This is a genomic window from Flavobacterium sp. K5-23 (genome assembly GCF_023278045.1).
GTDB lineage: Bacteria > Bacteroidota > Bacteroidia > Flavobacteriales > Flavobacteriaceae > Flavobacterium.
Genome location: NZ_CP056783.1, coordinates 1,867,671 through 1,891,565 on the forward strand (window position 1 = coordinate 1,867,671; position 23,895 = coordinate 1,891,565).

The following is a 23,895-nucleotide window of genomic DNA, read 5'->3' on the forward strand; positions in this document are numbered from 1 at the left end:
TTGGATGCTAAATCTGTTTTAAAACAGTTTTAACATTGATTTAGTTACATTTAACAAAAGGTTATATTTATTCTCCCATTTTCTTAAAATTAAATTAATAAAAGTTTTCAAATGAGAAAGTTTTGGCAAACGAAAAACAAAAACAAGCTGATGCTTTAGTAAAAATTACTACAATAGAGCAAAGTTTGGCTGGATTAAAATAAGGTTTTAGTCTATTTATAAAATTAAAAATCCCATCTCGATGTAAAATAGAGACAGGATTTTTCTTTCAGGAAACAATTACTTTTTAGGCGTTTTTAAATATTTTTCTAAAAAAGCTAAAGTTGTTTTTGTTGTAGTAATTTGATTTTCCTTTTTTTGAAAACCGTGCCCTTCGTCTGGATATACAATGTATTCAACAGGAACCCCGTTTTTCTTAACACCAGCTACAATCTCATTGCTTTCAATAGGAAGTACTCGAACATCATTTGAGCCTTGAAAAACCAGTAGAGGTTTGTTTATTTTGTCATAATTATAAAGGGGTGAAATCTTTTTTAGTCTAATACTATCTGAAGTATAAGGATCTCCCATTTCATCATACAAGGCTTTTCGGAAAGATTCCCAAAAAGGAGGGATGCTTTTTAGTGTTCGTGGCCAATTGGCAACACCAAATAAATCGACACCTACTTTAAATTCTTCTGGATGAAATGCTAATGCGCCAAGAACCATACATCCTCCATAACTTCCTCCATATATACCAATGGCATTTGGATCAATATAATCTTGTTCTGCAAGCCATTTTTTGCCCCAGATACAGTCTTTTAAATCTCCATTGCTATGGTCTTTGTTGTCCATTTTGTAAAAAGTTCTTCCATAACCGCTGCTTCCACGATTATTTACGGCTAGAACGGCGTAGCCGCGATTTACTAAATATTGAATACTGTTTGAATACCCAATGCGACTTTGCCCTCCAGGACCACCGTGTACCCAAATTAATGCAGGTACTTTATTGTCTTTGGATGCTTGAATTGGTTTGTAATAAATAGCAGGAATTTCTTTCCCATCAAATGATTTAAAACGAACTACTTCCGCAGTTACCAAATCGTTTTGATTTATTTTTTTGTTTAAAACGGAGGTGAGTTGTTTCAGTTTTTTAGTAGGAATGTCATAAAGAAAAAGGTTTGCTGGACTCGTACTGCTTCCCACGGTGAGCAGGAGTTTGTTTTCGCTATTGGATATAATTATATTAGTAACATCCCCATCATTAAATGCAGGGAGATCAATTTGTTTTCCGGTAGCATGGTCAAAAAGAAGCACTTTGTTTTTTCCGTCATTGTTAATGAATATCGCATGGTATTTTTCATTTTCACTTAAATACATATAATTAATATCCCATTTGTCCTCGAATATTTTTTCTGATTTTCCAGTATTGATATTGTATTTAACCAGATAACTGAATTCTGTATCTTCATTACTTGAATAATACATAATACTGTCATTTTTCTCAAACGCCATTGGGTTCCAGTTTGCTTCTTTGTCAGTACTGAGCCTTTTGGTCGTTTTTGTTTTTCGATCGTACAAATACATTTCGTTTTTATCAGTCGTAATGGATTTGTTTAACGCGATGTATCGTTCGGATTTGCTTATCAAGGAAGGCGATAAGTCAGAATCGGTTTGGTATAAAACGGTTGGTTTCCAAGAAATAGTGTCTAGTTTTAATAAATCAAAATATTTTACATCTCTATTGTTACTATTGATGTACATATTTTTTTTGTCTTGGCTCCAGCCAAAAAAACTATTGGCACTATTTTTCCAGGGAGTAATATCTTTTGGAGAAGTGCCTTTGCGATCCATTACATACAAGTGCGAATTCTCATTTCCACCTTCATCAGCAGAATAAATAAATTTAGAACTTCCGGGTAAATAATCTGTTGTAAAAATGCTCTCATTTGTAGATTTCGTCAACGCTATTGCAGTAGTATCTGAAATGTTTAACTCATAGGCGTTGTAGATTCCCGTTGCGTTATTCGTTATCAGTATTTTTGTCTCATCAGCATTAAATCCTGATGCGCTAATGGATTTTGTATTGTATAAATCTTCTAAAGCATATTGTTCCGGCATACGTGCTTCTTGAGCTTTTTTACCCTCTTTACAAGAAGTAATAATCAGTAATAAAAATGTCCCAAATAAAATCAGTGTTTTTTTCATAATTAAAAAATTTAGTAAGTATTTAGAAATCAGATGTTATACTATCAAATATATGTAAAAAACGTGATTTTTGTAAAAAAAAACCTCGTTTATTGCTAAACGAGGTTTGTTGATTTCTTTAAATTTGTATTAACCTAGTAAAAACAAGAATAATAAAGGGAAAATTAATCCTGCTAATGCCAGTTTCCAACCTCTATTTTTCCAACTAAATTTACCTCCTTTAACCATTATTGTTCCAGTTAATGCAATTGTTATTATACCAAACACATGTATTATATGGCCCAAATTTTATCTAAAAATACATAGCTATATCCACAGATACTCATTACCTCTTTTTTGCTTGTAGCTTTTACGACATTAGTAATGAAATCTTCTACATCTTCCAATGAATTATAAAATTTATTAGAAAATTCTCGTTTGTATTTTGCCCACATTTTTTCAGCGGGATTAAGTTCTGGACTATATGGTGGTAGAAAAACCAAAACAATATTTTCAGGAATGATTAATTTTTTTGCCTTATGAAACCTTCCATTATCCAGCACCATTATTTTGAGTTCTTTCGGATTTTCCTTTGAGAAATTATCTAAAAAAACTTGAAAATTATCAGCGTTGCAATGTGGGAGTATTAATTGAAAATGGTCTCCAGTTATGGGCGAAAAAGCTCCAGAAAGCCAAGTTGATTTAAAAACTTGTTGGAAAGCACAAATCGGCTTAACACTAATAGCAGTAACTGATTTTCCGTTTCGAGTGAACAAACCAAAACGCGATTCATCTTGAAAATACAAGTTTACAGAGTCAAAATCACCCACCGTATTTAGTGCTATTTCTTGACAGATTCGTCCGAAGTCTTTTTAAAAGAGATTCCCTGATCTTCGTCTTTTTTGACATGACTTTTGCGGGCTACTTTTACACTTGATTTAAAATTCCTGATGCAATAATAAAGCAACGTATTGTAATTGAAAGTCTTCCCTGATTCTTTTTCAATCCAATCTTTAAGCTCAACATAGCCTTGAAGTCCATTTTGAGGGTCGTTGAGTTTTGTTTCCAACATATTGTGTTCAATAGCATTAAAAGCCGACGGCTTAAAACCTGTTTTTTGATGCTTCATCAAACCCTCAATTCCAGAATTAAGGTATAATGTCCTCCAATTCTGAACGCTATTAGGGTCAACCACAGCTAATTTAGCAACCTCACGTTTAGAAATCCCTACTTTTTCGTTTTGCTTCAAAATCAGCAGAACTCTCAAACGTTGACCAATAAACGGAATAGATTGTTTGAGCAGATTTTTTATTTCTTTTTCGGTTTCCTTAATTACCAAAATTTTTGCATGCGCCATGATTACTTTTATAATATAGTCCAAATATAACATAAAAAAACCAATTATCAAAATTGGTATATATTATATTTTCGTTTGGTATTAAACTCAAGGCAAAAATATCCGAATAATAAATCCAAAAATCCGAGGTGCTTTTATGTATTTTCATCACTTGACTGATGACAGGAGTTTTTATAAAAGAGACGATTTCCCCTTTTTCCGTTTTCATATCGATTTCCACATCATTTTTTTCGAATGAAATTTTAAATTTACCTTCTTTAACATTATGACGTCTGAACTTATCGTCGATACCTAATTCTTTTCCTAAATTTTCAGCAAATTCTTCGGTGATATCACTTTCTATGGGTAAAATTACTTCGATTGCTTTGGTTTCAGTAGTGTATTTATCGGGATGCCAATAATCTCTGTGGTTCATCATTAGTCCAGAAAATGCAAATGATATAATTAATCCAATATAGAAATACCCTAAGTCACGATGAAGGTTGCGGAGTTTGTTTTTTTTCATTTTTAAAATTTATATTTGATTGATGTCGTTAGTTGTCTTGGTGCGATTGGGTTTACACTGTAATTTTCGTGAACGGTATAATTCAAAACATTGGCAATATTAGACAATTTACATAAGATAGAAAATTGTTTCCAGTTATATCCCGCAGAAAAATCTATTGTTGTATATCCATCTATTGGTATTTCCCTGTCTCTGATTGATACAGCGCCCGTAGTGGAGTTGATTACCAGTTGATTATTCCATCCTCCAACTCTGTTTCCAATGTAATTTGCAGCTGAACCTATGGAAAATCCTTTTAAAAGACCAACAGGCATAGTGTAGAAAAAACTAAGATTTGCAGTGTTTGCTGGGGTTCTTGCTAAACGATCTCCTTCGATAAAACTACCATTACTCCCTGTGGTTTTTGTATAACGCATATCGTTGTAGCTATATCCTGCGAGGATACAAAGTCCTTCAATTGGTTTTGCATTAATGTCTATTTCTATTCCTTTGCTTGTAGTTTCGCCGCTTAATGTTTTTATATTGGAATTCGTATTTATTGTTCCATCCAGATTGAATTCAGCGGTTTGGGATAAATTGCTGTTCACGATTTGGTATAACGTAATATTGGTACTTAGTTTTCCTTTTAAGAAATCATTTTTTACTCCTACTTCATACTGATCGATTATGGACGCTTCTATCGGGGTATTGTATATAGTTAGGCCTGAGTTTGGTGTAAATGAGTTTGCATAACTGGCAAACAATGAACTATTTTTTGTTGGTTGATATACGACACCTATTTTAGGTGTAAAAGCCACATCAAGTAATTTAGGCCCTTCAGTAGTTTTAATGGTAAGCAAGTCGTTTGTTATTGCTTGTGCTTCTTGCCAAGACCAACGCAATCCTGCCAGTATTTTTATTTTTTCAGTAACTGATATTAAATCCTGAGCATATACACCAAAACGATTCGTTGTAGTACTTACAATTTTTGTGTTTTTAACCAATGGAATATCTGTTCTTGGAATGTATTTGTCTAAATCAAAAATGTTTATTTGGTCGTAAGTTATAGGATTAAAAGTAAAGGTATAATTTTTTGAAAAAATGTTTTCGGCATCAATTCCAGAGAATAATTGGTGTTTTACTTTTCCGGTAAGAAATGTTCCTTGTATATTTATTTGCTCACTACCTCTTTGTTCAAGTGTTTTGTTTTTTCCAAGAGGACGATTCCAATCTCCGTTTAACAAAGGTTGTATGCGTTCCGTTCCTTCATTAGTTCGGTCATAGTTTTGGAAAGAAGTGTTGAAATTCAGTTTCCAATTGTTATTAATAGAATATTTCACAATACCGGAAACGGTAGCTTGGCTTGTTTTTCCGTTAGACCAGCTGGCTCCTAAATACGTATTTCGGGGAACAGCTGCAATTTCTTTTCCGATGGAACCAGTTCCAAAATCCGGTGTCCAATCATCGTGTAAATAATCCCCTTGCAATACAATTTCGGTTTTGTCGCTTACTTTAAATAGCACGGATGGATTGATGTAATAACGTTCTTTTTTTACAACATCCCTAAAGCTCTCCGAGTTTTCATAAGAACCTATAAAGCGGTAGGCAATGACGTCATTTAATGGCCCGTAAAAATCTATTGATGGTTTGTAAAAAGAGTAACTTCCCATTTGCATAGCTACTTCTCCACCTTTGTTGAATGAAGGCTTCTTTGTAACCATATTTAAAATTCCTCCTGGGGTTACATTTCCAAATAAAAGTGCGGCGCTTCCTTTTAGTACTTCCACTTTTTCTAAAGAGGCGACTTCTGGCATTGCTCCATTATTTATACGGAAACCATTTTTGAACATATTATTTGCCGACATATCGTATCCTCTGGACCAAAAAGTTTCTTGAGCACCACCACGAGCCGATCCTACATAAACACCATTCACATTTTTTACAACATCGCTTAATCGGATGCTTTGTTGTTGTTCAATAGTGGCGCTTCCTATAATTTGAATGCTTTGTGGGATATCCATTGGTTTTAAGTTAATCCCGGATAATACGCTTTCTCTTTTCTTATTTGGAGTGCCTTTAATCACAATCACAATTTCGTTTAGTGCCAGTATTTCTTCCTCAAGTTTAAATTCAACCTTGGTAGTTTGTGAGGGAGATACTTTTACTTCTTTAGTTTGTTTTTTCATACCATTGCCTTCTATAACAATGACGTGATTCCCGGTTGGGAAATTAGGGAAGCGAAATTCCCCATTTTGATTTGTTTTATTCGAATAGGATGCTTTTGCCTGTCTAATGGATATTCCTTTAATGGGAACTCCGTCAGAAGACAAGATTCTACCTTCAATATTTCCTGTTTCTTGGGCATTAGCAAATAAGGAGATGAATAATAAGACTATGATTTTAAATGATTCTTTCATTTTATTTAGATTGATTAAAAATAACAATGCAAATATAGAATGTAAAATCTGATAAATAAAGACTTATTTAGACTTAATAAAAATAATATTTATTAAAATAGGTAGTTTATTGACAATCAATAGTTTTGTAAAATAAAAAACCTCACCAAATAAAGGCAAGGTTGTATGTAGAAGATAGAAAACACTGTTTTTTACTGTTTTTTCTTCATCGGGTATTTTTCTGAAGTTGGTTTTCCTTGTTGGATTCCAGAAATTTCTGCCACAAGACTGTCTTTATTTATTTTTGTGTACGTTATTTTTTGTGGGTAATCGTGTTTTGGGTTTTCAAATACGAGTTGGTTTTCAGTTGAAGCTGTCAGTGCGAAACGTACTGATTTATCATTGTTTTGACCTTTTACCTGTGCATTATATTCTAATCCCTCATCAACTTGATTTAGGTTGATAGTTTCAAAATGCAAGGTGTCTTTCCCTTTAATAAAAAAGCTTTGCGCTTGAAAAGTGCTGTCGGTTGTTTTTTTCCAAGTTTCAGAAAGATTTCCCTCGGCTGAGTTATTCTCCCAAGTTCCTATTAACCAATTTGCAATTTTAATTTTTTCGTATTCTTTAGATGCCGATTTTTTACAAGAAACAATCGCTAACAAAAGCAGTATAAGTGTCGTTTTTTGAAACATTAGATAGAATATTTTGATATTGTTTTGAACGGCTAAATTAGGAAAAAATTGAATAGTGTCCCTTTTTTAGTTTTGGAATGTCCAAAAGGAATAAACTCCTGGCTGAATTAAAAATTATTCTGTATGGATTTTTTGTTTCACGTCACTTTTAGGCATAATTTTTTCACGAAAAAAGCAATATAATATGACGCTTGAGGATTTAAGTTGAATTCAATTACAAACTAAAATTGCTATTATTTACTAGGTTCAATTGTCCTTAGCTTCCGCAGTCGAGCGTCAAATGTTTGAAGAATACGTAAAAAGAAAAGCTGTTTGAGCGCAGCGAGTTCTTTTCTTTTAGTATTTGAGAACTAATTTGACCGACGAGGGAGTGTAGACTTGATTTTTTTGTTTCTTTTTTGATCAAGCAAAAAAGAAAATTAGTAAAACATAATTTTTTACTTTCAACAAAACGTCATTGGTAGTATTTCAAAATGTATCTTGAACGTACGCATAAAAAAAGCTGTCATTAAGTTTTTAGACTCAAAGGGATGTTCTAATTTTCTAAAACACTCTCTTTCAGTATAGTATGCACCAATTCTTTCGTTGGTTTTTGATTTTTTAGTTTTTCACGAACCACATCAAAAGTCACTTTGAAATCACAACCCAGTTTGTAGTTGCTGCAACCATAAGCGGTATTTCCTTTTAGAACTGTTCCTTTATGGCATTTCGGACAAGCTAATGCATCCGATGTTGTTTTGTTTTCAGTGGGTGGAGTAGGAGCGACTGTCTTTTTAGGTTCTAATATTAACTTGAAATTTTCATCAAAGCGAAGTAATCCTTCCACGGTTCCGGCTTCGGTTTTAAAGTCTTTTAAATTTACCGTTGAGCCTTTTTGAAGTAATCTCAAGTATTGATTCTCGGATATTTTTTTCTCGGCAAAAGTAAAGGGTAATAGAAAGTCACAACCGGCTTTATATCCAGTACAGCCATAAGCCGACTTTCCCGTTATAAGTGTTCCTTTTTTGCATTTCGGACAGGTTTCCGCCATTATTCCTGCCGCTTTCTTTTTTTCCACTTTGGCTTCTTCCTTTTGAACACTTCCCGCATGCGAAATATTAGCGCGTTTGGTTTCACTTCGTACTTCATACACTAAAGCTTCGACCATTCGTTTCATATTATTGATAAACGCACCAGCTGTAAAAGTTCCTTTTTCAATGTCTTTCAACTGCTTTTCCCAAGAACCTGTTAGCTCAGCTGACTTCACTAATTCATTTTGAATCGTGTCAATCAATTGAATCCCTGTTGGTGTTGGCAATACCTGTTTTTTGTTTCGAATAATGTACTGACGTTTAAAAAGCGTCTCGATAATATTAGCTCGCGTTGATGGACGGCCTATTCCGTTTTCTTTCATCAACTCGCGTAAATCTTCATCGTCTACCTGTTTTCCAGCGGTTTCCATAGCACGCAGTAAAGTCGCTTCCGTAAACTGATTGGGTGGCTTGGTTTCTTTTTCTAAAAACGAAGGCTGGTGTGGTCCTTTTTCGCCTTTTACAAAACTCGGTAATATATCGGCTTCTTTTTCTTTAGCATTTGGATTTTCAAAAACAACGCGCCATCCTTTTTTCAGGATTTCTTTCCCAGTGGTTTTAAAAGCGACATCGGCTGCTTTCCCGATTACGGTAGTATTGGCTACCAAACAATCGTCATAAAACACCGCAATAAACCGCTTTGTAATGATATCATATACTTGCTGCTGATTGTGCTGCAAATTAGATTGTATTCCCGTTGGGATAATGGCGTGGTGATCCGTTACTTTTTTATCATTGAAAACTTTGGTCGATTTTTTTATCTTTTTTTCTAATACCGGTTGTGTTAACGCAGCATAATTAGTCAGGTTTTGTAAAATCCCTTGAACTTTTGGATAAATATCGTTCGGTAAAAAGGTGGTGTCGACTCTGGGGTAGGTGACTACTTTTTGTTCGTACAAAGTTTGCACAATTTTAAGTGTTTCATCTGCCGAAAACCCAAACTTGGTATTGCAATACACCTGTAATCCTGTTAAATCAAACAGTTTAGGTGCAAACTCATTACCATTCTTTCTTTCAATAGAAACAATTTCGAAATCACTTTCTTGTACTTTATTGGCCAAAAGTTCTCCGTCTTCTTTATTCGAAAAACGACCTTCCTCATAACTGAAAAGCGTTTCTCTATATAAGGTTTGCAATTCCCAATACGGTTGCGGCACGAAATTTTCAATTTCTTTCCATCTGTCAACAACCATTGCCAGCGTAGGAGTTTGAACCCTACCAATTGACAATACTTGTTTATACCCGCCGTGTTTTACGGTGTACAAACGGGTGGCATTCATACCGAGCAACCAGTCGCCAATGGCTCTGGAAAAACCGGCATAGTATAAATTATCGTAGTTGGCGGATGGTTTTAAGTTCTCAAAACCCTCTTTAATGGCTTCAGTGGTTAGGGATGAAATCCATAAACGTTGTACCTCGCCTTTATAATTGGCTTCGTTCATTACCCACCGCTGAATGAGTTCTCCTTCTTGTCCCGCATCCCCACAATTGATTACCAATGTGGCTTTGTCGAATAAACTTTTTATGATTTTGAATTGCTTTTGGATGCCCGAATTCTGAACCACTTTAGTTTCAAATTTTTCGGGAAGCATAGGCAGGTTATTCAAATCCCAACTTTTCCAATACGATTTGTAATCGTTAGGTTCTTTCAAGGTACATAAATGCCCAAAGGTGTAGGTTACAGCATAGCCATTGCCTTCATAATAGCCATCATGTTTGGTATTGGCCCCTAAAACGGATGCGATTTCGCGTGCTACACTTGGTTTCTCTGCAATACAGACCTTCATTTTCTCCTACTGATTTGAAGCCGCAAATTAAGGATTTTGAAATTGGTATTTAATAGAAATCTTCAGTAGTTATGAACGACAATCAGAGAGTCATTGCGAGGAACGAAGCAATCACACAGTAATTAGAAAATTCAAAAAGAAATTTCCATCCACATTATCAACTTTTTTCTACTCGAATGTATTTGTGTGAACCGTCGCAGCTGGGCATTTTTTTAGAAAATCCACAAGTGCAATCGTTGATTCCTTTACCGTCAAGAATTCGCGGAATGTGTTTTTCAATTCTGTTCTCCCGTGTTTTGGATTGTTTCGAACCCGAAAAATAAAGATTATAACCTCGCTGCCGTCCCGTTGTTAAGGCTTCAAAAGCAGTTTTTAAACTTGGATATTTAGCCAAAGCATTTTGCAGTTCCTCGACCAATTCAAGTTCCGTATTGCTTTTAAATTGTACTTTTAAACCCGCTTTTTCTATTTCAATGGCTTCATAAACATAGTTTTTTATGATGGTTTGCATTTCCTGAATCTCGAGTAGATTGGTAAACTTAAAGAAACGTACTGCCTGACTGTTTTCTCCGGGTTTACTCAGTATGCCATTTGTGTCTTGTAATAAAGTCCCTTTGAAAAAACTAAGCGCACAAAAGGTTTTAAAACTCCCTATAAGAACAACGTTATTTCCTTGAAAGCTGTAGCAAGGCGTCTTCCATTTGAATTCTTCAGTAAGTCCACAATCAAGTAGCCATTGTCGTAATTGTTTCATTTCTGGCTGCCATTTTTTGGCATTACTGATAAAGTCATCAACTTTAAGATTCATTTTATTGGTTTTAAATAAAGTGAGTTTTTTTGGTTTTATAAAAGTATTAAAAAATGTTTTGTAAATTCTGTGATTTTGCTGTAAATTAGAAACAGCAGTTATTGCTAACAAGTGCTTAATTTCATTAAGTTAAGATGATTCACACGTCACTTCGAGTAATTTTAAATATTAAAGCGACAGCTTTAAATGTTTAAAATTGTATCGAGAAGCTTATGAAATATAAATGTTTTCGATACTTCGTTATAATTTTCTATCGCAAATTATTGCTCAACTCGAACTGATGTTCCCTAAGCTTTATGACATTGTATGATTGTCAGTGGGCGATTGTGTTTTTTGTTCAATCCATTTCCACAATATTGTCATCCCGAAGAATGAGGGATTACATCCAGTATATCCGCTTGAATGATTAATTGTATTTGCTTTGGATAGTGAGATTGCTTCGTTCCTCGCAACGACTTTAAATGTAGAACTGTATTGCTTACTCAATTAGTTTTACGAGTTCTGAAGACCTCGTAAAGCTGGCTCTTGTGGATTACCATTATATAAAGTAATAAACAGATGTTAATTCACGTAAATTATTCGTAAATTAGTAGAATCTAATCCCAAATTATTAACTAAAAGTTTACTATTATGAGAAAACTAAGTCTATTTTGTTTGTTAATGTCTTGCATAGGACTGCAGAGCTGTAAAAATTTTGAAAGTAATACAGACAAAGTCATAGAAGCGGATGGTGCAAAGGTCGTTAGTGTGCAATGCTATAAAGCGTTGTATGAAAGTGATACTATTGATTTGAAAATAAATACCTTGAAGAACAATAAGATATCCGGAAATATGATTATGAAAATTGAAAATATGCCTATAAAAACTGGAGAAATTGAAGGTGAATTCCATGGAGATACTCTTTTTGTTGACTATTCTTTTATTCAAGGAACGAATGAAAAAAAAACAAGGAAAAATCCAATGGCATTACTAAAAAAGGGAGAGGAACTCATTATGGGTAATGGGAAAATGGAAACCACTTTAGGACAGACTTATTTTATTAAAAACAGTCCAATAGATTTCGATCGTGTGAAATATAAATTTACTAGTGTGGATTGCGTCGATTAATGATACACTAATAAAAATAAATATTTTGCTTTTGCGATCTTAGACGATAAGCTTAAACCATCGATTATAGAATCCTAAATAGGTATTTCTTGAATCGGTGGTTTTGTTTTTTAAAGTGAGATTGCTTTCTTATGGGAGAACAAGTTCAACACAAAGACTTTGATTGTGGAATTGTATAGTTTACTCAATTTGTGTTATGAAGCTGTGGGTCTTGTTGTAGCTGGAAATGCACAAAATAAATATAGGTTTAGCAAGTCATTGCGAGGAACGAAGCAATCTCATCCAGTATATCCGCTTAGATGATTTGTTGATTATTGTGTTTTTTGTTCAATCCATTTCCTCAATCCATTTCCATAATATTGTCATCCCGAAGAATGAGGGATCACATCCAGTATATCCGCTTAGATAATTTATTTGATTTGCTTTTGATAATTAGATTGCTTCGTTCCTCGCAAAGACTTTGATTGTGGAATTGTATTGCTGAGCACGGAAAACATTTCCGCGCTATTGGGTTACGGTTTTGTAAAGTTTGTATTATTCAATTAAATACTCATCAAATATTTCACATAACCTTTCCTGCCAACAAAATCCGGTTGAAGATATATTCATTACAAACCATCCTAGTCCGACTGATAAATAAAGATGTCTTCGAATGTCGTAAACACTATTTAATTCAATATTCTTCCAGTTTTTAAGCGCAATAATATCAGACATTGGAAGTCTTTCAATAATAAATGATACTCTCCAAAATTCATCTTTTGATATAATTTTATTACCAAAAAGAGTTAATGTCTTTCCAAGAAGTTTAGCTTTTGAACCCGTTTCTAATTTATCAATAATAGCAATTAATTTTTCACCTACTTCTGATTGATATTTACTGTCTTCTAAATCTTCAATTATTTTTTTTCGGTTGGTTTCTGATAAAGATGATGATTCTTTAAGAAAAAGAATCATTTTATTAAGAAACCTAAAATCATTTACCGCTACTCCAGTTTTCCAAATTCCAATTAAAGACCCTACAATTGGTAAATCTTTAAGTACACCATTTTCTAATATTGAATCAATTGATATTTCTGCGATGTCAATTCCAATTTTGGTTAAATCAGATTCAGTAATAGTTTGAATAAGTGATTTAGAAAGTTCTTTATCGTTATTATCTGTCATTCGTTCAATTTCTATTGGTAGATTATAGCTTGTTTAGATGTCTTCGCTTATTATAGCGACTATTTATCCAAATAGATTGGATTTGCTTCTGTTCGTTTCCTATTATTCATTTTTTCAAATATATAACTTTCCACCGAAAATGCTTACTAAAATATTCGACTTTATAAATTCTCTCAAATCTACCTCCTTTCCAATCAAGAACTTTACAGAAAACCTCAAAACAAACTTCTTAACACAAATGCCCTAGCCCTGATAGAAGCGGCATCCTTTTTCTTGCTCCTTTAGCAAGAAAAAGATAAAGCGGATAGCAGGAATAGCTCCTAAAAAACAGAATAATTCTATTGAAATAGCAGCTGAAATGAGGGTTGAAAAACTTGGGACTTTAAACTTTAAACTTTAAACAAAAATTTCGTATTTTTGCACTCCAAATAAAGGACTAAGATTATGTTAGATAGACTTCAAATAGTAAAACAACGTTTCGATGAGATATCGGATTTGATTATCCAGCCGGATGTTATTTCTGATCAGAAGCGTTATGTGCAATTGAATCAAGAGTATAAAAGCTTAAAAGCATTGGCTGAAAAAAGAGATGAATACGTTCTTTTGATGGCTAATATTGAAGAAGCAAACGAAATAATAGCCGATAACAGTGATGCAGATATGACCGAAATGGCCAAGATGCAACTGGATGAAGCAAAAGGAAGATTGCCGGAACTGGAAGATGAAATCAAATTTATGTTGATTCCTAAGGATCCTGAAGACGCCAAGAATGTTATGGTGGAAATTCGTGCCGGAACCGGTGGGGATGAAGCGAGTATTTTTGCAGGGGATTTATTCCGTATGTACACAAAATATTGTGAAAACCGCGGATGGAGAACATCAGTAGTGGATATGAATGAAGGAACTTCAGGTGGTTTTAAAGAGGTGATTTTTGAAGTAACTGGAGAAGATGTTTACGGTACATTGAAATTTGAAGCAGGTGTTCACCGTGTGCAACGTGTTCCTCAAACGGAAACGCAAGGACGTGTGCATACATCAGCAGCGACTGTTATGGTATTGCCGGAAGCAGAGGAATTTGATGTTCAAATTGATATGAATGATGTACGTGTGGATTTCTTTTGTTCGTCAGGACCTGGTGGACAATCGGTAAACACAACTAAATCAGCTGTACGTTTGACGCACATTCCTACGGGATTAGTGGCGCAATGTCAGGATCAAAAATCACAACACAAGAATAAGGATAAAGCTTTTATTGTATTGCGTTCTCGTTTATACGAACAAGAATTAGCCAAAAAACAAGCTGAGGATGCTACTACACGTACTTCTCAGGTAAGTTCAGGTGACCGTTCGGCTAAGATTCGTACGTACAATTATGCGCAAGGTCGTGTTACTGATCACAGAGTTGGTTTGACGCTTTATGACCTAGGGAACATTATGAATGGTGACATTCAGAAAATTGTTGACGAGCTTGCCTTAGTGAACAATATGGAAAAATTGAAAGAAGCTAGCGAAGTTTTTTAAGAAAATAGAGCAAAGAAAATAGAATAAAGAGAATAGAAAAAAGATGCCATACTGAATTTTAGTTTTGGCATTTTTTTTAATTTTAAATTAACTAAAGAGTATAATTAAGTTTAAGCGGGGCAACCTGAAACTTTAAACTTTAAACTTTTCATTCGAATGACTACACAACAACTAATCAATCAAATCAAAGATAAAAAATCGTTTCTATGCGTAGGTTTAGATGTCGATTTAAATAAGATTCCGAAACATCTTTTAGATTTGGAAGATCCTATTTTTGAATTCAATAAAGCGATAATTGATGCGACTCACGATTTGGCCGTTTCTTATAAACCCAATACCGCTTTTTATGAAGCGTACGGAATAAAAGGATGGATGTCATTGCAAAAAACCATCAATTACATCAACGAGAACTATCCAGATATTTTCACCATTGCCGATGCAAAACGTGGGGATATTGGGAATACTTCTTCGATGTATGCCAAAGCTTTTTTTGAAGATTTGAAATTTGATTCAGTTACTGTTGCTCCATATATGGGGAAAGATTCGGTTGAGCCTTTCTTGGCATTTGAAAATAAACACACTATAATGTTAGCGCTGACATCAAACGAAGGTGCTTTTGATTTCCAAACGTTAAACGTGAACGGAAAAGAATTGTACAAACAAGTTCTGGAAACGTCTAAATCTTGGAAAAACAGTGAAAACCTGATGTATGTAGTAGGCGCAACCAAAGCGGAATATTTCACGGAAATTCGTAAGATTGTCCCTGACAGTTTTTTACTGGTTCCAGGAGTGGGAGCACAAGGAGGAAGCCTTTCTGAAGTTTGTAAATACGGTATGAATGCTAACGTAGGATTGCTTATCAATTCATCAAGAGGAATTATCTATGCATCAAATGGAACTGACTTTGCTGATAAAGCAAGGGAAGAAGCGTTGAAAATGCAACAGGAAATGGAAACGATTATTAGTTTAAAGTTTCAAGTTTAAAAAAAGTTTCAAGTTTCTTGGATTGTCCATAAAATATTGTGAACACGATAAATCTTAACTTTTCTTAATTTCTTAATGGTTTAAGTTTTTAAACATTAAGAAATTAAGTTTCATTAAGCTTGTGTATAGCTTTTAAACTTAAAACAAGAAAACTTTGTGACCTTTGCGTAAAACTTCGCGACCTTTGTGGTAAAACAATAAAACTTAACTTTTCTTAATCTCTTAATGGTAAGAAAAAAAATAGTGGTTAAACTTTTAAACTTGAAACCTTTTCAAACTTGAAACAAAATATTTTTATAGATCAACTCGGAACTCAACACACATTTGAAACTTCGCCTAAGCGTATAATTTCACTTGTTCCTTCCCAAACGGAATTACTGTTTGACTTAGGTCAGGAAGCTAAAATCGTTGGGATAACAAAATTCTGTGTGCATCCTTATCATTTAAAGTCAACCAAGAAGATTGTAGGGGGAACCAAGAAAGTGCATTATGAGAAAATCCGTTTGTTACAACCGGATATTATCATTTGCAATAAAGAAGAAAACACCCTGGAGATCGTTGAAGAATTGCGAAAGATATGCGCAGTTTGGGTAACTAATATCATCACTATTGAAGATAATTTTCAGATGATTACTGATTTTGGTCAGCTATTTAATTGCAGAACCGAGGCCAAAAAGTGGAACGATAAATTGGCTTTTGCCTTGAGCGATTTCAAGAACTTCATTAAAGACAAAGCGATAAAGAAAGTGGCCTATTTCATTTGGAAAAAGCCTTATATGGTTGCGGGTTCAGATAATTTCATCAATGAGTTGCTGAAGCTGAATCACTTTGAAAATTGCTATGGCAATTCAGGGCGCTATCCAGAAATAGAAATTGAGAAAATACAGGAAGAAGGAAATCCTGAAATAATTCTGCTTTCCTCAGAGCCTTTTCCTTTTAAAAAGGAAGATGGGTATGAAATAGCTGAATTTGTTCCTGACGCCCACATTATTATCGTTGATGGCGAAATGTTTTCTTGGTACGGAAGCCGACTCCTAAAAGCCTTCGATTATTTTAAAAAACTACATAACACTTTATAATATTAAATCACTGTGATTAATTACACCATTTATAAGAACGAAAATAGCACGCAGTGGGTAACTTTTGTCCACGGAGCAGGTGGTAGCTCGTCTATATGGTTCAAACAAATCAGGGATTTTAAAAAAGAATATAATGTTTTGTTGTTGGACTTGAGAGGTCACGGAGATTCAAAACCTTCGATAAGAACTGCTTTCAAGCAGGAATATACTTTTAAGGCTATAGCCAATGATATTCTGGAAGTGTTGGATCATTTAAAAATAGATAAATCCCATTTTGTGGGGATATCGCTTGGAACAATATTGATTAGACAATTGGCTGAAATGTATCCTGAAAGAGTACAAAGTATGATAATGGGAGGCGCAATCCTGAAAATGAACTTCCGTTCCCAAATATTAATGCGACTGGGGAATACGTTTAAATATGTATTGCCTTATTTAGTATTGTATCGCTTTTTTGCCTTTATGATTATGCCTAAAAAGAATCATAAAAAATCCCGTTTGTTATTTATCAATGAGGCGAAGAAATTATACCAAAAAGAATTTCTAAAATGGTTTAAGCTTACCGCTGAGATAAACCCAGTCTTGAAATGGTTTCGCCAAATGGAATTAGATATCCCTACGCTTTATGTTATGGGAGAAGAGGATTATATGTTCTTGCCTTCCGTTAGAAAAGTTGTGGAGGCTCATTATAAATCATCCAGGTTATTTGTCATAGAAAATTGTGGACATGTAGTGAATGTAGAGCAACCCAATGCTTTCAATACTGCGGTTCTCTCTTTTATGAATACCACTAAATAAAAAATGCCGGCATCTTACGAAGCCGGCAATTTTTTTACTAACCAAAACCAAAATAATAAATAACCAGTTTATTACTCTACAAAGATCATATATTCATAGACTTAATGCTGTTAAGATTTTGTTATTAGTTTGTTGTGTATAAGTTAAGTTTTTTAACTTTATATGGGATTAAACTACTGATTTAGTGTTTTCTATCTTTATTTTTGTTTTAATTTTATTCTAAATCATAAATAAATGACAATTTTAAAAATTGAATTGCTAACTAATAATATCAATGCAACTTCTGAGTTTTATCAGGAAGTGCTTGGGTTAAAAATGATTGCAATCAATGAAACCAGTGTTTCGTTTCAAGCAGGATCCACTACGTTGAGATTTGTTTTGTCTAAAATTGAAAACCCCATTTATCATTTTGCTTTTGATATTCCAAATAATCAATTACTAGAAGCATTTGGTGCTATCGAAAAATACACTGAAATACTCGAAGTTATTCCCCCTGATAAAATTGCAGACTTTTATAATTGGAATGCAAAGTCGTTTTATTTTTTTGATAATAACGGAAATGTTTTAGAACTCATATGCCGTTATAATTTGGACAACAAATCAGAGGAACCTTTTAGCGGTTCTTCCATTATTTCGATAAGTGAAATAGGTTTTGTGTCCAAGAATGTTTCGCAGCTTTGTGATGAATTAGTGGCGAAATATGATGTTCCTGTATTTTCTATGCAGCCTAAACTCGAGAAATTCATCGTTCTAGGAACCGAAATCGGACTTTTTATACTCGCTGCAGAAGGAAAAGATTGGTATCCCACAAATATAAAAGCAAAATCGTTTTGGTCGAAAGTGACTTTTGAAATAGACAATGTGCTTTCTGTATTTGAAACCTAAAAAAGAACGGCAGTGTTTAGTAAAACACAACCGTTTTATTAGAATATACCATCACTTTTCTTTCTGAATGTAGTTTAATTGCTCTTGCCAATACGGTTCGTTCCAGATCGCGCCCTTTCATGATAAAGTCTTCCACGGAGTTGATATGGGAAACACGGGTGATGTCTTGTTCGATAATTGGACCTTCATCCAGTTCTTCGGTAACATAGTGACTGGTTGCCCCAATAATTTTCACCCCTCTTTTAAATGCCGAATGATACGGTTTTGCACCTGGGAAAGCAGGCAAAAAGGAATGGTGAATGTTGATGATTTTATTTTCGTAAAGCGAAATCAACTTGGGAGTTATAATTTGCATATAGCGCGCCAATACCATAAACGTGATTCCGTATTGTTTTAATAATTCGATTTGTTTTGCTTCTCCTTCAATTTTATTGTCTTTAGTAAAAGGAACATGGTAAAACGGAATGTTAAATTGATCAGCAATTGGCTTTAAGTCGGTATGGTTACTTATGATCAATGGAATATCCACATTCAATTCCCCAGCACTATGGCGTCCAAGAATATCAAACAGGCAGTGATTGTACTTAGATACAAACAAGGCCATTTTTGGTTTCACATCTTTATTGTAAAACTCCCATGACATATTGAAATCATTTGCAATTGTTTGTTGGAAATCCTCTTTTATTGCTTGTAAACTTATAGAAGCGTTAGTGAGTTCACTTTCCAGTCTCATAAAAAAAACATCTTGTTCTACATCAACGTGTTGGTCGATATAAGTGATGTTTCCTTCTACTTTTAACATAAAATTAGTCACTGCGGCAATAATTCCTTTTTGGTCTTTACAGTGAATAAGTAGGGTAATCGTTTGCATTTTGGTTGGTTGTTTTTTGGTAGTAAATTAATCTATTTGTGATCTTGCATTGCAAAAACTCTTTGTAATAAAGGCGTTGTTCTAGAGCTCAAATTAGTTCTGATGTTTTTCTCTTCGACAGCAATCATTTTGAAAACGCCTATCAAAGCTTGATTGGTAACATAATCCGTTAGATCTGGATTTACTTTGTTTACAAGGGGAATGCTGTTGTATTTGGTGATAATGTTTGCCCAAACTTTGTCAGCTCCCACTTTTGTAAACGAATTTTTAATCACCGGATTAAATTTTCCGTATAAGGCAGTTGAGGTACTGTTATTTAAATACGCAGTTGCTGAACTTTCATTTCCCATCAGGATTCCTCTGGCATCTGTAAAAGACATATTTTTTACAGCAGAGACAAATATAGGAGTTGCTTCTTTTACTGCATCTTCGGCAGCACGATTCAATACTTTTAAACCTTCGTCAGCCATGGAACTAAGACCAATTTTTCTCAAACCCGCATCTACTTTTCGCAACTCTTCCGGCAATAGAATTTTTACGGCTTCATTTTTATAAAAACCATCGGTAGCAGTTAATTTAGTTACTTGTTTTGAAATCCCGTTATTCAAAGCTTCTTTTAGCCCATTAGAAATATCAAACATTCCTATTCCTTGCGTTTGGGGCAATTGATTCATTACTTGTTGCATTTCGGCACAGCCAAAAAAAGCAAAGACTACTAATAGTAAGGTAAATTTCTTCATTGTAAGTTGTTTTAGGTGTTTTAAAAAAGCTTCTGGTTCAAAAATACTGCCATATTTCTATTTAGTAGCATAAACAATGGGTTTTATTTAGGAGCAACAGTCCCGCTGTCCGTTATATCCACCCAAAAAAAGGGTGGGATGCCACTTCCATCGGGGCTAATGAGCCAGATTTCTGCTTTTTTATTAACAACTGAGTGTAGGAGCAAACAATCATTAAAAAAATTTGTAAATTGCAGCACTAAAATTATCATATTCATAAAATGGATTTACAAACACCATATATTCCCAAAAATAAAGTTAGAATTGTTACTGCAGCCTCATTATTTGATGGGCATGATGCAGCAATTAACATAATGAGAAGAATTATTCAATCTACAGGAGTAGAGGTAATTCATCTAGGTCATGATAGAAGTGTCGAAGAAGTGGTGAATACCGCTATTCAAGAAGATGCTAATGCTATTGCCTTAACTTCATATCAAGGAGGACATAACGAGTATTTCAAATACATGTATGACTTGTTGAAAGAAAAAGGAACGGGTCATATCAAAATTTTTGGAGGAGGAGGAGGAGTAATTTTGCCTTCTGAAATTGCTGAATTACAGGAATACGGAATTACTCGTATTTATGCGCCAGATGATGGTCGTTCAATGGGACTGCAAGGAATGATCAATGATTTAGTTCAACGTTCTGATTTTCCTACTGGAGACAAATTAACGGATGAGGTTCAACAATTAGAATCTAAAAATCCAACAGCAATTGCCAGAATCATTTCTGCGGCTGAGAATTTTCCTGAAATTGCAAAACCAGCATTGGATGCAATCCATAAAATAAACGAAAACTGCAAAACACCAGTTCTGGGAATCACCGGAACAGGAGGAGCAGGAAAATCATCATTAGTAGATGAATTAGTTCGTCGTTTCTTAATTGATTTTCCTGAGAAAACCATTGGTTTGATTTCTGTAGATCCATCTAAACGTAAAACTGGAGGAGCATTACTAGGAGATAGAATCCGTATGAATGCGATTAATAATCCAAGAGTTTATATGCGTTCATTGGCTACGCGTCAATCGAATCTAGCTTTATCTAAATATGTTGCCGATGCGATTCAAGTAATCAAAGCGGCTAAATACGATATCATCATTCTTGAAACTTCGGGAATTGGTCAGTCTGACACGGAGATTATGGACCATTCGGATGTTTCCTTATACGTAATGACACCTGAGTTTGGAGCTGCAACCCAATTGGAAAAAATCGATATGCTTGATTTTGCTGATTTGGTGGCACTTAATAAATTTGACAAACGTGGAGCGCTAGATGCGATTCGTGATGTTAAAAAACAATACCAACGCAATCATAATCTTTGGGATGTGAATCCTGATGAGATGCCTGTTTTTGGAACCATTGCTTCTCAGTTTAATGATCCTGGAATGAATACGCTTTACAAATCCATAATGGATAAAATTGTAGAGAAAACGGATTCCGACCTAAAATCTACTTTTAAAGTGACTCGTGAGATGAGCGAGAAGATTTTCGTTATTCCGCCGCATAGAACCCGTTACTTGTCTGAAATTGCAGAAAGCAACAGAAAATATGACGAGACCGCTTTGAGCCAACAAAAAGTAGCTCAAAAATTATACGGTATTTTCAAAACGATAGAATCAGTTTCTGGAAATGTTCCTGTAATAACTAAAACAGGAATTGATGATACAACAGTTTATCCAAGTGCCATCAAAGAACACGATGAAAACAATATATTCCTTAACCTTTTACTGAATCAATTCGATAAAGTAAAAATGGATTTGGATGCTTACAATTGGGAAGTGATTCTTACTTGGGACGAAAAAGTAAACAAATATAAAAACCCAATCTACTCGTTTAAAGTGAGAGATAAGGTTATCGAAATAAAAACACACTCAGAATCGTTATCACATTCTCAAATACCAAAAATAGCCTTGCCTAAGTATGAAGCTTGGGGAGATATATTACGTTGGTGTTTGCAAGAAAACGTACCGGGAGAATTTCCTTTTACCTCAGGATTATATCCTTTTAAAAGAGAAGGTGAAGATCCATCACGTATGTTTGCAGGTGAAGGTGGACCGGAAAGAACAAACAAGCGTTTTCATTACGTGAGTGCTGGTTTACCGGCTAAGCGTTTGTCGACCGCTTTTGACAGTGTGACTTTATACGGTAATGACCCGCATTTACGTCCTGATATTTATGGAAAAATTGGTAATGCCGGTGTTTCTATCTGTTGTTTGGATGATGCTAAAAAACTGTATTCTGGTTTCGATTTGGTTCATGCTATGACTTCAGTTAGTATGACTATCAATGGGCCAGCACCTATGTTGCTTGGTTTCTTTATGAACGCTGCTATTGATCAACAATGTGAATTGTACATTACGGCAAACGGATTAGAGAAAGATGTTGAGGTTAAAATCAACAAAATATACAAAGAAAAAGGAGTGGCTCGCCCCGTTTACAATGGCGATTTACCGGAAGGAAATAATGGATTGGGATTGATGCTTTTAGGAGTAACAGGAGATCTTGTTTTGCCTTTGGATGTATATAATGAAATTAAGGTAAGAACGCTTTCACAAGTTCGTGGAACGGTTCAAGCTGATATTTTAAAAGAAGATCAAGCACAAAACACTTGTATTTTCTCTACTGAATTCGCTTTGCGTTTAATGGGAGATGTACAGGAATATTTTATTACAAATAATGTAAGAAACTTTTATTCGGTTTCTATCTCAGGATACCATATTGCCGAAGCGGGTGCAAACCCAATCACACAATTGGCATTCACGCTTTCAAATGGATTTACGTATGTAGAATACTATTTGAGTCGTGGAATGAGTATCAATGATTTCGGACCTAACTTATCATTCTTCTTTTCGAATGGAGTAGATCCAGAATATGCGGTTATTGGTCGTGTGGCACGTAAAATTTGGGCGAAAGCCATGAAAAACAAATACGGAGCTAACGAAAGAGCGCAAATGTTGAAATACCATATTCAAACTTCGGGACGTTCCTTACACGCCCAGGAAATTGATTTCAATGACATTCGTACCACATTACAAGCATTGTACGCTATATATGATAACTGTAACTCATTACATACTAATGCATATGATGAGGCGATTACAACACCTACAGAGGAATCTGTGCGTCGTGCGATGGCGATTCAGTTGATTATCAATAAGGAATTAGGTTTAGCCAAAAACGAAAACCCAATTCAAGGTTCGTTCATTATCGAAGAATTAACGGATTTAGTGGAAGCAGCCGTTTTACAGGAATTTGATAGAATCACTGAAAGAGGTGGCGTTCTTGGTGCTATGGAAACAATGTACCAACGTTCTAAAATTCAAGAAGAAAGTCTGTATTATGAAACTTTGAAACATACAGGTGAATTCCCAATTATTGGAGTAAATACATTCTTGAGTTCTAAAGGTTCACCAACGGTTATTCCGGCTGAGGTGATTCGTGCAACTGAAGAAGAGAAGCAATTCCAGATTCAAACTTTGGAAAACTTGCATAAAGCTAATGCAACTCAGGTGCAACAACAATTGGATAGTATTCAGGATGCAGCCATTAAAAACGAGAATTTATTCGACCATTTAATGGAAGCTACTAAAGTGTGTACATTAGGGCAAATAACCGCTGCTTTATTTGAAGTGGGCGGTCAGTATAGGAGGAATATGTAAGCAGAGAACCACTTTTTGCGTAGCAAAAAGTGTGTGAATCGCTTATCCCGCTTTTCAGCGGGATATCAGAGAACTACTCTGGCAAAAAGTGTGTGAATCGCTTATCCCGCTTTTCAGCGGGATATCAGAGAACTACTCTGGCAAAAAGTGTGTGAATCGCTTATCCCGCTTTTTAGCGGGATCTCGGGCACTGCTCTGGCAAAAAGTGTGTGAATCGCTTATCTTTTTAGCGGGATCAATAATAAATTAAGAATTAAGACCTTTCAGCGATGAAAGGTCTTTTTT

19 protein-coding genes are annotated in these 23,895 nt (G+C 34.7%); 7 read left to right on the forward strand and 12 right to left on the reverse strand.

The features are described from left to right. Positions 1-279: 279 nt before the first annotated feature. The 9 genes from FLAK523_RS08145 to FLAK523_RS08185 form a co-directional block, all read right to left on the reverse strand. Positions 280-2,187 (reverse strand): alpha/beta fold hydrolase, encoded by a 1,908-nt coding sequence (locus tag FLAK523_RS08145; protein ID WP_248902443.1) that lies wholly within the window; start codon positions 2,185-2,187, stop codon positions 280-282. A gap of 129 nt (positions 2,188-2,316) precedes the next feature. Continuing rightward, positions 2,317-2,472 (reverse strand): hypothetical protein, encoded by a 156-nt coding sequence (locus FLAK523_RS08150; protein WP_248902445.1) that lies wholly within the window; start codon positions 2,470-2,472, stop codon positions 2,317-2,319. Beyond that, the gene (locus FLAK523_RS08155) at positions 2,460-2,996 is read right to left on the reverse strand and encodes an IS630 family transposase (protein WP_248902447.1); all 537 of its coding nucleotides are present in this window, start codon (positions 2,994-2,996) and stop codon (positions 2,460-2,462) included. The genes FLAK523_RS08150 and FLAK523_RS08155 overlap by 13 nt, the downstream gene beginning before the upstream one ends. 11 nt (positions 2,997-3,007) lie before the next feature. Beyond that, a complete protein-coding gene (locus FLAK523_RS08160; protein WP_248902448.1) occupies positions 3,008-3,523 on the reverse strand; it encodes a hypothetical protein in 516 nt (171 codons plus the stop codon). Then, positions 3,495-4,028 carry a hypothetical protein gene (locus FLAK523_RS08165; protein WP_248902450.1) on the reverse strand — a complete coding sequence of 178 codons (534 nt, stop codon included), beginning with the start codon at positions 4,026-4,028 and terminating at the stop codon, positions 3,495-3,497. The genes FLAK523_RS08160 and FLAK523_RS08165 overlap by 29 nt, the downstream gene beginning before the upstream one ends. Positions 4,029-4,030: 2 nt before the next feature. Beyond that, positions 4,031-6,424 (reverse strand): TonB-dependent siderophore receptor, encoded by a 2,394-nt coding sequence (locus FLAK523_RS08170; protein WP_248902452.1) that lies wholly within the window; start codon positions 6,422-6,424, stop codon positions 4,031-4,033. A gap of 191 nt (positions 6,425-6,615) precedes the next feature. Continuing rightward, positions 6,616-7,095, reverse strand: coding sequence for a DUF6265 family protein (locus tag FLAK523_RS08175; protein WP_248902454.1), 480 nt, complete (start codon positions 7,093-7,095; stop codon positions 6,616-6,618). Positions 7,096-7,630: 535 nt separating this feature from the next. After that, a complete protein-coding gene (locus tag FLAK523_RS08180; RefSeq protein ID WP_248902456.1) occupies positions 7,631-9,952 on the reverse strand; it encodes a type IA DNA topoisomerase in 2,322 nt (773 codons plus the stop codon). A 157-nt stretch (positions 9,953-10,109) separates the two neighbouring features. Then, positions 10,110-10,760 (reverse strand): DUF1801 domain-containing protein, encoded by a 651-nt coding sequence (locus FLAK523_RS08185; protein WP_248902458.1) that lies wholly within the window; start codon positions 10,758-10,760, stop codon positions 10,110-10,112. Positions 10,761-11,390: 630 nt separating this feature from the next. On the opposite strand from FLAK523_RS08185, the gene FLAK523_RS08190 reads away from it, so the two are divergent. Beyond that, positions 11,391-11,867 carry a hypothetical protein gene (locus FLAK523_RS08190; protein WP_248902460.1) on the forward strand — a complete coding sequence of 159 codons (477 nt, stop codon included), beginning with the start codon at positions 11,391-11,393 and terminating at the stop codon, positions 11,865-11,867. A 534-nt stretch (positions 11,868-12,401) separates the two neighbouring features. On the opposite strand, the gene FLAK523_RS08195 is transcribed toward FLAK523_RS08190, so the two are convergent. Further along, positions 12,402-13,031, reverse strand: a complete 630-nt coding sequence (locus FLAK523_RS08195; RefSeq protein ID WP_248902462.1) for a hypothetical protein — start codon at positions 13,029-13,031, stop codon at positions 12,402-12,404. Between the two features lie 444 nt (positions 13,032-13,475). Here FLAK523_RS08195 and prfA point away from each other — a divergent pair, with 444 nt between their 5' ends. From prfA to FLAK523_RS08220, 5 genes are all read left to right on the forward strand, one after another. Next, a complete protein-coding gene (gene prfA, locus FLAK523_RS08200; RefSeq protein ID WP_248902464.1) occupies positions 13,476-14,552 on the forward strand; it encodes a peptide chain release factor 1 in 1,077 nt (358 codons plus the stop codon). Between the two features lie 156 nt (positions 14,553-14,708). Then, a complete protein-coding gene (gene pyrF / locus FLAK523_RS08205) occupies positions 14,709-15,536 on the forward strand; it encodes an orotidine-5'-phosphate decarboxylase (protein WP_248902465.1) in 828 nt (275 codons plus the stop codon). Positions 15,537-15,814: 278 nt separating this feature from the next. Continuing rightward, on the forward strand, positions 15,815-16,615 hold the full coding sequence (locus FLAK523_RS08210; protein ID WP_248902467.1) for an ABC transporter substrate-binding protein: 801 nt from the start codon (positions 15,815-15,817) through the stop codon (positions 16,613-16,615). A 12-nt stretch (positions 16,616-16,627) separates the two neighbouring features. Continuing rightward, positions 16,628-17,413, forward strand: coding sequence for an alpha/beta fold hydrolase (locus FLAK523_RS08215; protein WP_248902468.1), 786 nt, complete (start codon positions 16,628-16,630; stop codon positions 17,411-17,413). 234 nt (positions 17,414-17,647) lie between these two features. Then, positions 17,648-18,298 (forward strand): VOC family protein, encoded by a 651-nt coding sequence (locus tag FLAK523_RS08220; RefSeq protein ID WP_248902470.1) that lies wholly within the window; start codon positions 17,648-17,650, stop codon positions 18,296-18,298. Between the two features lie 16 nt (positions 18,299-18,314). Here the strand turns inward: FLAK523_RS08220 and purU are convergent, their stop codons facing one another. Both purU and FLAK523_RS08230 read right to left on the reverse strand, forming a co-directional pair. Further along, positions 18,315-19,169 (reverse strand): formyltetrahydrofolate deformylase, encoded by an 855-nt coding sequence (gene purU, locus FLAK523_RS08225; RefSeq protein ID WP_248902472.1) that lies wholly within the window; start codon positions 19,167-19,169, stop codon positions 18,315-18,317. A 32-nt stretch (positions 19,170-19,201) separates the two neighbouring features. Then, the gene (locus FLAK523_RS08230; RefSeq protein WP_248902474.1) at positions 19,202-19,909 is read right to left on the reverse strand and encodes a DUF4197 domain-containing protein; all 708 of its coding nucleotides are present in this window, start codon (positions 19,907-19,909) and stop codon (positions 19,202-19,204) included. Positions 19,910-20,169: 260 nt separating this feature from the next. Between FLAK523_RS08230 and FLAK523_RS08235 the strand changes: the two genes are divergently transcribed. Then, positions 20,170-23,610: a methylmalonyl-CoA mutase family protein gene (locus tag FLAK523_RS08235; RefSeq protein WP_248902476.1), complete on the forward strand. Its 3,441-nt coding sequence runs from the start codon at positions 20,170-20,172 to the stop codon at positions 23,608-23,610. Positions 23,611-23,895 lie beyond the last annotated feature (285 nt).

Bases quoted from the DNA above. Each gene is read 5' to 3' on its own strand.
- FLAK523_RS08170 (WP_248902452.1), bottom strand. From the start codon at position 6,424: ATGAAAGAATCATTTAAAATCATAGTCTTATTATTCATCTCCTTATTT.
- FLAK523_RS08230 (WP_248902474.1), bottom strand. From the start codon at position 19,909: ATGAAGAAATTTACCTTACTATTAGTAGTCTTTGCTTTTTTTGGCTGT.
- FLAK523_RS08190 (WP_248902460.1), top strand. From the start codon at position 11,391: ATGAGAAAACTAAGTCTATTTTGTTTGTTAATGTCTTGCATAGGACTG.
- FLAK523_RS08195 (WP_248902462.1), bottom strand. From the start codon at position 13,031: ATGACAGATAATAACGATAAAGAACTTTCTAAATCACTTATTCAAACT.
- pyrF (WP_248902465.1), top strand. From the start codon at position 14,709: ATGACTACACAACAACTAATCAATCAAATCAAAGATAAAAAATCGTTT.
- FLAK523_RS08145 (WP_248902443.1), bottom strand. From the start codon at position 2,187: ATGAAAAAAACACTGATTTTATTTGGGACATTTTTATTACTGATTATT.
- FLAK523_RS08220 (WP_248902470.1), top strand. From the start codon at position 17,648: ATGACAATTTTAAAAATTGAATTGCTAACTAATAATATCAATGCAACT.
- FLAK523_RS08160 (WP_248902448.1), bottom strand. From the start codon at position 3,523: ATGGCGCATGCAAAAATTTTGGTAATTAAGGAAACCGAAAAAGAAATA.
- FLAK523_RS08180 (WP_248902456.1), bottom strand. From the start codon at position 9,952: ATGAAGGTCTGTATTGCAGAGAAACCAAGTGTAGCACGCGAAATCGCA.
- FLAK523_RS08235 (WP_248902476.1), top strand. From the start codon at position 20,170: ATGGATTTACAAACACCATATATTCCCAAAAATAAAGTTAGAATTGTT.
- FLAK523_RS08185 (WP_248902458.1), bottom strand. From the start codon at position 10,760: ATGAATCTTAAAGTTGATGACTTTATCAGTAATGCCAAAAAATGGCAG.
- FLAK523_RS08165 (WP_248902450.1), bottom strand. From the start codon at position 4,028: ATGAAAAAAAACAAACTCCGCAACCTTCATCGTGACTTAGGGTATTTC.
- prfA (WP_248902464.1), top strand. From the start codon at position 13,476: ATGTTAGATAGACTTCAAATAGTAAAACAACGTTTCGATGAGATATCG.
- FLAK523_RS08175 (WP_248902454.1), bottom strand. From the start codon at position 7,095: ATGTTTCAAAAAACGACACTTATACTGCTTTTGTTAGCGATTGTTTCT.
- purU (WP_248902472.1), bottom strand. From the start codon at position 19,169: ATGCAAACGATTACCCTACTTATTCACTGTAAAGACCAAAAAGGAATT.